Source organism: Dietzia sp. B44 (assembly GCF_014145245.1).
Classification (GTDB): domain Bacteria; phylum Actinomycetota; class Actinomycetes; order Mycobacteriales; family Mycobacteriaceae; genus Dietzia; species Dietzia natronolimnaea.
This window is the reverse complement of record NZ_JAALEF010000509.1, coordinates 1-1,412: the sequence shown is the minus strand read 5'-3', so window position 1 is coordinate 1,412 and position 1,412 is coordinate 1. Positions and strand designations below refer to the sequence as shown.

General features: G+C 69.1%; 1 protein-coding gene. It reads left to right on the top strand.

Annotated features, from left to right (window positions below; genetic code table 11):
* Positions 1 to 362 precede the first annotated feature (362 nt).
* Positions 363 to 1,226, top strand: a complete 864-nt coding sequence (locus G6017_RS15285; protein ID WP_182618112.1) for a Bax inhibitor-1/YccA family protein — start codon at positions 363 to 365, stop codon at positions 1,224 to 1,226.
* The last annotated feature ends 186 nt before the right edge of the window (positions 1,227 to 1,412 follow it).

Genomic DNA, 1,412 nt, shown 5'->3' with positions numbered 1-1,412 from the left:
TGTGGTGTCCACGCGGGCGGCCGGGGCGGCCGCCACGCCGCGGGTGTCCGCCCCGGCTCCGTGTGTCCGGGGGGCCGAAGTCACCCGGTTCGTGTGCGTCGTCGCTGTGCATCGCCGACTCCCAATGTCCTGGGCGCCCCATCGGCGCCCGCCTGCCATAGAGTATTCGCGACATCCCAAAGAGTGTCAACGACATATCGCTAAAGGGTTGGTGCGCGGGACGTCCGACCGGTCGGGCAGGATGGGGGTCGACGCGGGGAACACTCAGGTGGGCCCGCGCGTTGACCAGTACGAGTGATTCGTCGGTGACCCGGCGGGGACTCTCGATCAACGACCTTCCCCGACAATCCGAAGGGACCTCGATGCGCACGAGCAGCAATCCGGTCTTCAGTTCCCTGTCCCAGGACAGCGCGCGTGGCGCCACCCACCTCGGTGGTGCCGGACGCGCGGGCTTCCAGCAGGGCCAGTACGGCCAGCAGGGTTTCGGTGCCCAGCCCGGGTACGGCGCCCCCCAGGCCCATCCGCAGTTCGACACGGACACGCGGCCCATGACGATCGACGACGTCGTCAGCAAGACCGCCACCACCCTGGGTCTGCTCAGCATCGTGGGCGTGATCGCGTTCTACATGATCAGCATCAACCCCGGTCTGCTGTTCCCGCTGCTGCTCATCGGCGGTATCGGCGGTCTCGTCGTGGTGCTCGTCGCCACGTTCGGCCGCAAGATGGACTCGGCCCCCGTCACCCTGGTCTACGGCGGCCTGCAGGGGCTCTTCGTGGGCGCTGCCACCTACCTGTTCACCGCTGATCTGCAGGGCGGTGGCGTCCTGGGTGCCGTCGGCGCGGCGATCCTCGGCACCATCGGTGTGTTCGTGGGCATGCTGTTCGTCTACAAGACCGGCGCCGTGCGCGTGACCCCCAAGTTCACGCGGTTCCTCACCGCCGCCATCGTGGGCGTGCTGTTCGCGGCGCTCGGTAGCATCCTGCTGAGCTTCTTCACCGGTGGCTCCAACCCGCTGTACGACGGCGGCCCGATCGCGATCGCCTTCTGCCTCCTGTGCATCGGCCTGGCCGCGTTCAGCTTCCTGCTGGACTTCGACAACGCCGATCGCCTCGTGCGCGCCGGTGCCCCCAACAAGATGGCGTGGGGCGTCGCGCTCGGCCTGACCGTCACCCTGGTCTGGCTGTACATCGAGATCCTGCGTCTGATGAGCTACTTCCGCGACTGATCAGCGCGAGCGGTAGCGCCGCCGTCGGTGGCCCTGGCTGCTGCGGCGAACCGGCGAGCCGGCCCTGCTGCCCCGACCCCCACCAGGGGTCGGGGCAGTCGCTATTTCGGGGGAGGGTGCGGTCGGCTGGCTCGCGTGGGCCGGGTCGCGATGGCCGGAGCGGCCTGGACGAGCCCAGCGGGACTC